This window comes from Rheinheimera texasensis (assembly GCF_964031785.1).
GTDB lineage: Bacteria > Pseudomonadota > Gammaproteobacteria > Enterobacterales > Alteromonadaceae > Pararheinheimera > Pararheinheimera texasensis_A.
In genome coordinates, this window is sequence record NZ_CAXIRE010000015.1 from 306,329 (window position 1) to 314,887 (window position 8,559).

Genomic DNA, 8,559 nt, shown 5'->3' on the forward strand with positions numbered 1-8,559 from the left:
AGCATGCAACAAAGTATGGTTGCAAACAAGAGAGCGCTTACAATTCAGCAGAGCACATCCTGTGCTCTGCTGTTACAGCTTCAATTAGAAGCTGTAACGGGCACCGATGCTATAACGGGCACCGGCTTCAGTCAGGTTCAGCACCTGCTCTTTCGCCCGGCCATGCACACGGATGTACTCGTCAGTGATGTTCAGCGCTTCGAGATACACAGTTAAGCCTTTGACTTGCGGCAGGTCATAGCTGACCGACGCGTCAATTTGTGAATAAGCTTCAGTGTATTTCGGATTTGAGCCGGTATCCTGGCCACGGGAGTTCAGGAACTCATCCCGCCAGTTGTAAGCAATACGAGCCTGCAGACCATTGTTCTCATAGAACAGAATAGCGTTAGCGGTATCACTTAACCCAACCAGCGCCGGCTGGTCTTTCAGGATAAAGTTGTCATATTCCACGCCTGAATCGACCATGGTGTAGTTCAGGATAGTGCCAAAACCGCTTTCGCCAAAGGCGTGCTGAATGGCAAACTCCCAGCCGTCGATGGTCTCTTCTTCAGTGCCATTCGATGGTGTGTCGATTTTAAAGATCATCGTATTGTCTTCACCGGTTTTACCGCTGATGACTTTACCTGGCACGTTCACGCTCGGGTCGTTCGGGTAATTCGCAAAGATCCAGTTGCGGATCGCTGCCGCATCAGCGCCTACGGCGGCTAAAGCTTCACGATACTTTTTACCATCTGCCGGGTTCGCCAGATTATAAATGGTCGAATCGACTTTCAGGTTGGTAATAAAGTTGGTGACGTTTTTGCGGAAATAACCAGCAGACAAGTAACTTGCTTCGGCATAGTACCATTCGGCCGAGAAGTCATAGTTCTGCGATTCCAGTGGTAACAGGCTTGGGTTACCGGCAGAGCCGCCGCCGCCTGAACGGTTCGCCAGCGTGCCGACCACAGTACCACCCTGAATCGACACATAGTCCGGCCGGCCAATGGTTTCGCTATACGCCGCACGCAACATCACATCTTCAACGATTTCGATATTGAAGTTGATGCTTGGCAACAGGTAATCGTAATCACCTTGTTGCGTCTGGAATTCCCGTTTACCGCTGGCATGCAGCGCAATTTCGGTATCGGCAATCCAGTCGGCACGATCGTATGCTGCAACGGCAGAAGTCGAGGTCACGTCAGTTTGTTCATAACGTAAACCGACATGCAGATCGTACGGTTTGCCTTTCCAGTCATTGCGGTAGTTGTACTGCACATAAGCTGATTGTGATTCTTCTTCGGTGTAACGGTCGACATCACTGGCGTAGTCAGAAGACGGGCAGAAATCTGTGCCACAGTCACCTTTGCCTTTGTAACCCGCTGGTGTGTACAGTTTTTCCGCTTGTGCCCGCACCCGCTCAAAATCCCACATAAAGATTTTGTTCAGCACATCAAAGCTTTTGCCAGAAAACGCGGAGAAATTGCCGCCATTGGCGGTGAATTTGTCGTGGATAGTTTCAGCCGGGAACCAGCTTGGATCTAAATCACCGGCTTTACCGACGCCACCCCAGTCGTTGCGCTGCACGTTGACGGACTGTGAATGGTTGTCGACAGTCGTCAGCGCAATACCAAAATCGATATTCGATTCATCATTCAGCGTGTAATCACCGTCAAATTGCACCTGATCGATCTCAGATTTATTGCGGGCATTACCAAATACCGAGCCGGTCACACGCATATCCTGCGGCGTCACGGCATTGCCGCCACCGACTGCCAGCACTGGTAAATCACCGCTGAAATCCGTCGCGGCATAAGTACGGACAAAACCTGCAGTACTTAAACTGCTGTTGGAACCGTTCGGGCTGTTTGGTTTGTTTTCGGCTTCAGATTTGTGCGCATCAAAGGTCAGGCTCAGATTGTCGTTGACTTCCCATTCCAGGTTAAAGCCTAAAGAACCGCTTTCATTGCGCACGCCATAATCACCGGCACCCATCGACAAATCTTGTTTGGCATCATAGGTTTCGGAATATACCAGCGGCGAAGAAATAGGACCGTCGGTCCAGACGCTGGATGAAGGGGCAAAAGTAAACCAGGCCGACACGTCGTTATATTGGGTGTCGATATCGTTGCGCATATAGGTGTAATCCAGCGTCGCTTTGATCTCATCGCGTGGGCTGTATTGCAGCACTAACTGGCCATTGGTGCGTTTACGTTGTTGTTCTTCAAATTTGTAGATGGTGGTTTGCGGTACTGAATACACTTCGTCAGCGCTTGGACGGTTGACCTGATTACCTTGTGGCACGCCGCCCCATTCTGCGGTACCGGCGCCCCAGTTATCATCCACTTTGCCTAAGAAGCTGCGCCAGCCGGTGCCGACGTTGGCTTGTTGGTTACCGCTTTCACGTTCCTGATAAGAACCTGACAGCAAAATACCGAATTTGTTGTCGTTAAAGGTATTCGAATACAACGCTGACACTTCTGGTGTAGCACTGCCTTTATCAGTCGAGCGGTCATCGACAGCTGCGACGCTCGCAATGGCTTTCTGACCTGGTGAGTCCAGCGGACGCAGCGTCTGCACGTCAATAGTAGAGCCGATACCACCGGTTGGGTTCGACGCCAGCGCGGTTTTGTGCACTTCCACACCGCTGATCGAATCAGAAGAAATGTTGGCAAAATCAAACGAACGCGAGCCTGTAGTCACCGGCATCTGGCGGCCGTTTAAGGTTACCAGGTTAAAATCCGGGCCAAAACCACGCACCGTCACCTTACTGCCTTCGCCGTTGACGCGGTCAATCGACACACCGGTGATACGCTGCAGCGATTCTGCCAGGTTGGTGTCAGGGAATTTACCGATATCTTCAGCTGAAATCGCATCGAGGATACCTTCAGATTCGCGTTTGGTGTCCATCGATTTGATCAGACTGCCGCGAATACCGGTGACCGTAATCACCTCAATTTTGTCTTCTTTGGCTGCCGCAGCATCGTCCGCCGCAGCATAACCGGGCATCGCGACGCCGAGCACCAGTGCAATGCTGGTGGCCAGTCTGCTTTTGTGAAATGTAGTTGGATTCATTTAGTTTCCCTGTCGACTTTTATTATCTGGCTTCGTTTGTCTGCCTGAACTGCAGACCTTGCGCCTTTTTCTTTGGTGTTGATACTGCCCTGACACACTTCTGAAAGCGCTTTCAGGACATTAGTTGATTTTTTATAACCCGTCAATACAAAAAACGTAATGCATAGTATCCATATGTTTTATAAAGACTTATATTCTAGTAACCGGTTACATATCCAGCGTTATCTGTTGAAGTTATGCCCACCCCACTGCCAGCCCCGACGGAAAAAGCACTTTGACAGCGCTGCATTTGATGCTATATCTGTAAGCGCTTTCAAAACATCATTATGGCCACGCAACTTGCTGTTAGCAGATACCGCAGCACGGCGTCCGGCCAACTTCATCATGGGGACTTTGTTTTATGCTGCCTGCATTGCCGGTTTTTTCTGTGGCATCTGCCACCCATAGCTTTGCGACATTCACTCACCGCTTTGCGCCATTGACCCTGGCGGTCACTTTGGCGTTAACCGCTGGTTCCGCAAACGCCACAGCCGCGGCAGCAAACAGTGCGACCTCGTCCGCACGGGATATTCAGCGCTGGCCGGTGCTGACTTCTGCCGTGCCGGTCGATGCCAAACTGGAACAACGGCTGGAGAAAATCCTCGCCGCCATGACGCCGGAGCAAAAAATTGCTCAGATGATCCAACCGGAGATCCGCGATATCAGCGTCGAAGACATGCGCAAATATGGCTTTGGTTCTTATCTCAATGGCGGAGGCTCGTTCCCGGCCAATAACAAACACGCGACACCAGCCGACTGGATTAAACTGGCCGAAGCCATGTATCAGGCATCTATTGATGCCAGTCAGGACGGCAGCGGTATTCCGACTATGTGGGGCACAGATGCAGTGCATGGCCACAACAACGTCATCGGCGCGACCATTTTCCCGCACAATATTGGCCTCGGTGCTGCGCGAGAACCCAAACTGATTGAACAAATTGCCCGTGCCACCGCGGTTGAAGTCCGGGCTACCGGTATTGACTGGATCTTCGCTCCGACAGTTGCAGTGCCACAGGATGACCGCTGGGGCCGCACTTATGAAGGCTACGCCGAAGATCCGGCGCTGGTGCGCGATTATGCTGCGGCCATAGTCCGCGGCTTACAGGGTGAGCCGGGGGGGAAATTCCTTACCGATCACCATGTGATTAGCACGGTCAAACATTTCCTCGGTGACGGCGGCACGGAAGGTGGTGTTGATCAGGGCAACAATATCGCCAGCGAACAACAGTTGATCGACATTCACGCCCAGGGTTATGTCGGCGGTCTGCAGGCTGGTGCGCAAACCGTCATGGCATCTTTTAACAGCTGGCATGGCGAGAAAAACCACGGCAGCCCGTATTTACTGACACAAGTATTAAAACAACGGCTGGGTTTTGACGGCTTAGTGGTCGGCGACTGGAACGGCCACGGCCAAATTCCGGGCTGTACTAACGAAAACTGCGCCCAGGCTGCCAATGCCGGCCTCGATGTTTATATGGTGCCAACCAGCGCCTGGAAACCGCTGTATCACAATCTGCTGGCGCAGCTGAAAAGTGGCGAAATTGCGCAAAGCCGCATCGACGATGCGGTGCGGCGTATTCTGCGGGTGAAACTACGCGCCGGTTTGTTTGACCGGCCAGGCCCGGCCAAGCGCGCGTTATCCGGCAAACTGGAACTGATAGGCGCCGCTGAGCACCGCGCTGTGGCACGGGATGCAGTGCGTAAATCGCTGGTATTGCTGAAAAACAATCAGTCGCTGTTACCGTTATCCCCCAAAGCGAAGATCCTGCTGACGGGCCCTGCCGCTGATGACATCGGCCAACAAAGCGGCGGCTGGACTATTAGCTGGCAAGGCACTGGTAACGTTAATAGCGACTTCCCCGGCGGCAGTTCGATTTATCAGGGTTTTGCCGCACAGGTCAAAGCCGCCGGCGGTCAAATCAGTTTGTCCAAAGACGGCAGTTTCCAGCAAAAACCCGATGTGGCTGTGGTGGTATTTGGCGAAGAGCCTTATGCCGAAGGCAACGGTGATATCGACAATCTGGAATTCCAGCGTGGCAATAAAACGGCGTTAGCGTTATTAAAGTCACTGAAACAACAAGGCATTCCGGTGGTCAGTGTGTTTTTAAGTGGCCGGCCGCTGTGGATCAATCCCGAGCTGAATCAGTCCGACGCTTTTGTCGCGGCCTGGTTACCGGGCAGTGAAGGCGCCGGCATCGCCGATGTCTTGCTGAAATCCGCCAACGATAAAGTGCAATATGACTTCCACGGCAAGCTCAGCTACAGCTGGCCGGCAGCGCCGACGCAATTTAAAGTGAATCTGAACGACGGTCAGACGCCCCTGCTCCCTTATGGTTTTGGCTTAAGCTACGCCAGCAAAGACAGCGGGCCACTCAGTAAAACGTTGCCGGAACAGGCCGCCGGTGGCAATGGCGCGCACGAGCCGCTGCCGTTATTTGAACGTGCAGCCAAAGCGCCGTGGCAGTTCTGGCTCAAAAGCGGTGAACAAATGGCCCCGGTCAGCGCCAATGTGCAGACACTGGGAGACCTGAGCTTTAAATCAATAGACCGGCGTGTGCAGGAAGATGGCCGCGAAATCAGCTTCGGTGGCAAGTTAGATAACGCCGTGGCGCTGGCCAGTAATTTCCCGCGCGATTTGCGTGGCTACCGTGAAAGCAACGCCGTGCTGGAATTACAAATCAACCCATTACAACCCGTGCAAGGCCTGAACTTAAGCCTCGGCTGCGGTGAACAATGTGGCGGCTCGGTGGACTTGACGCCGCTGCTTAAGGGCAAAACCGGCTGGCAAACCCTCAGCATTGACCTCGCCTGCTTTAAAGGCACCGACTTTGGCAAAGTGCAGCAAAGTTTTGTGTTAAGCAGCAAAGCCGCCAATAAAGTGCAACTGTCGGATATCCGCTTAGTGCCGGGTTTGGCTGGTAAAGCCAGTTTATCCTGTCAGTGACGGACTAAAAAATCAATTGCAGCGGCTTCGGCCGCTGTTTTTTTATATATGGTGCAACAGGACTGCATCGCCATCGCATTGAGCGACGAAAGGAGACAAAACGGCCCTAAGATGCCTTCAGATTGTGTCAAAGGTGAAAACCCTCAACTTTGCACCATGCAGCTAAAACCAATAAATTTACAAAAAGCATATAATTTCCTTACATCGCTTCGCCAAATAGCCACCGCCCCTAAAACTTAATCTAAGCTGGCGCTGCTGAATTTTTCAGCAATGAGTCCATATCATGCCAATCAGACCCTGATTGATATTTCCCGTTACTGTGCATGGAGCATAATCATGAAGACCACCCAATACAGGCTGCAATATCTGGCGGCTATGACAGGCATCGCCTTGAGTTTTGCTGCAAATGCTGTTCCCGGGGTGCCACAAACCCAGTCCTGCAGCAAAGTGAATGCAAACATCGTTGATACTTTGAAAACTTCTCCGAAGAACTACGTGATTAGACCAGTATTAATCTCCAATCGTGAATGCTACGTGCAAGGTATTACGACCCGAGACAGTTTCCCTAACCAAGTCTACGACGAGCTGCACAGTGTTGCGGCAGAACAAACCAGCTATATCCTCGACAACTTTAGAGAAAGCATGACGCAGGAATTCTACAATTTTCAGGCGAATGCCAATATGGACAAAATAGTCCGGCTGGATGCGCAATATAATGGCTCCATACATTTGTTAATCAATGGTACCGTCGACAACGAGGGGTTTGTCCCGGTCATTTTTGACAACTTTGGCCTGGAAGCCAACGCGAAAATGACTGACTCTGTGGTAAATCTCTACGTCACGTTCCGTCTCGATGACATGAAGTTATATGGCAAATACAACGTGTTCACCAAACGCCTCTACGCACATCCCGACCGGGACAAGCTGAATCCGGTTGTCACTGTGGATGTAAAGTTGCCATACATTCTGAAGGTACTTGATCGACTTACACCACAAATTATCAAAAAACTACAGGAAGAAGCCAAACGACTGGTGAGCCGTATCGTAGAGTCGCTGGGATTTGATATGGCCGTCAAAGTACCAGAAGCGGTCCGGTACAACGCCAATATCCGACCTGATGTACTGGTGCCGATCCGGGCGTTGGATGGAAAAAACGTTGGCGACTCAGTATTTCTGGAAATGACCTTAGGGCACGGCGCAGTCACAGTTCGCGATAATCAATCGGATATTCGGATTTTCAAAGCCCCTTTTTGCCAGGCTAAAGGACTTTGTGACAGCATCGAAAAAGAGTGAAGGCTGCCCAAGTGTCAGAGCAACTGAAAATTGTCCACATGCGGAATGATTAACACTGCAACTCTAATACCGCATGGATAGCAGCATTCCGGCTGCTATCCTTCAATTACTCGTTGCAGCTCTTCATTGTCTGGGCGGTTCTCGTCTGACGACAATTTCAAAACACTCATCTCAACCCCACCTTTTGGCTTATAGGCAGTCACAGAAAAAAGCGTTAAGGTGACACTTCAGCTTTGGCTTATGTGACAGGGAGACGGTGTGCGCGCAAAATCGGAAGTTTATCATCGGGGTTCGCTGGCGCTGATTTGGGATCAACGCATGCTGGATGCGCAGGTCGCTTTGTGGCAGCAGCTGGGTAAACCGGGCTTTTTTGCTGCTGTGCTGGATGTGCTCGAAGCCGTCTGTCCGGTCGACTCCAGCGGACTTCTGGTGTTTTACCGCCAGCAAAAACCGTTAAGCCTGCTGCATCGCTTCCATCCGTTTGACCGCAGTTTACACGCCGATATTTATTCCACCGGGCCTTATGCGCTGGACCCACAGTATCAGCTGTTTTTAAAAGGCTGCCCAAGCGGCACTTATTGGCTGGCTGACGTGGCGCCAGACGATTTTTATCAAAGCAGTTATTACACTGCCTTTTACAGCAAAATCGGTGTGGCCGATTCGATTGATGTGCTGTGGCGCATTGACGACAACACAGCGCTGAATTTTTTCATGCAGCGCAATATCAACAGCAATACCTTCAGCCGCGCCGATGTGCAGGCACTGAATATGGTGATGCCGGTGCTCGACGCCGCGCTGACCCGCCACCATCAGCTGGCCACCCCCTTGCCACTTGCCAATAGCTCAGACCAAACCCATTTACAGGTCGAAGCCACGCTGTCTAATTTCGCCAGCTCTTTATTGACGCCACGCGAGCGTGATGTGCTCTGGTATCTGCTGCGCGGTTATTCTTCAGCGCTGACGGCGGAGAAACTACAAACCTCAGACGGCACTGTCAAAATCCATCGCAAAAACATCTACCGCAAACTGGAGATTGGCTCACAAGCCGAATTATTCTCGTTATTTATCAATTGCATCCCGTTCGCCCGCCCCGGTTTGCCGGAAGATCCGCTGCACAGTTATCAGCAAGCACAAGAGCACCATATAGTTTAATAAGCGAACAGCAGAGCAGCCTGAAATTGCCTCAGGCAAGGCGACACAGCGAAGGAATAGTGGCGCTCTTTCGAGCTGTG

General features: G+C 51.6%; 4 protein-coding genes. 3 read left to right on the plus strand and 1 reads right to left on the minus strand.

From position 1 onward, the window contains the following. Positions 1 to 84 precede the first annotated feature (84 nt). The gene (locus tag ABNT34_RS05970) at positions 85 to 3,051 is read right to left on the minus strand and encodes a TonB-dependent receptor (protein WP_348729706.1); all 2,967 of its coding nucleotides are present in this window, start codon (positions 3,049 to 3,051) and stop codon (positions 85 to 87) included. 427 nt (positions 3,052 to 3,478) lie between these two features. On the opposite strand from ABNT34_RS05970, the gene ABNT34_RS05975 reads away from it, so the two are divergent. The 3 genes from ABNT34_RS05975 to ABNT34_RS05985 all read left to right on the plus strand — a co-directional run bounded on the left by ABNT34_RS05975 (position 3,479) and on the right by ABNT34_RS05985 (position 8,479). Continuing rightward, on the plus strand, positions 3,479 to 6,034 hold the full coding sequence (locus tag ABNT34_RS05975; RefSeq protein WP_348729708.1) for an exo 1,3/1,4-beta-D-glucan glucohydrolase: 2,556 nt from the start codon (positions 3,479 to 3,481) through the stop codon (positions 6,032 to 6,034). Between the two features lie 336 nt (positions 6,035 to 6,370). Beyond that, positions 6,371 to 7,327: a hypothetical protein gene (locus ABNT34_RS05980; RefSeq protein ID WP_348729710.1), complete on the plus strand. Its 957-nt coding sequence runs from the start codon at positions 6,371 to 6,373 to the stop codon at positions 7,325 to 7,327. Between the two features lie 258 nt (positions 7,328 to 7,585). After that, on the plus strand, positions 7,586 to 8,479 hold the full coding sequence (locus ABNT34_RS05985; RefSeq protein ID WP_348729712.1) for a helix-turn-helix transcriptional regulator: 894 nt from the start codon (positions 7,586 to 7,588) through the stop codon (positions 8,477 to 8,479). Positions 8,480 to 8,559 lie beyond the last annotated feature (80 nt).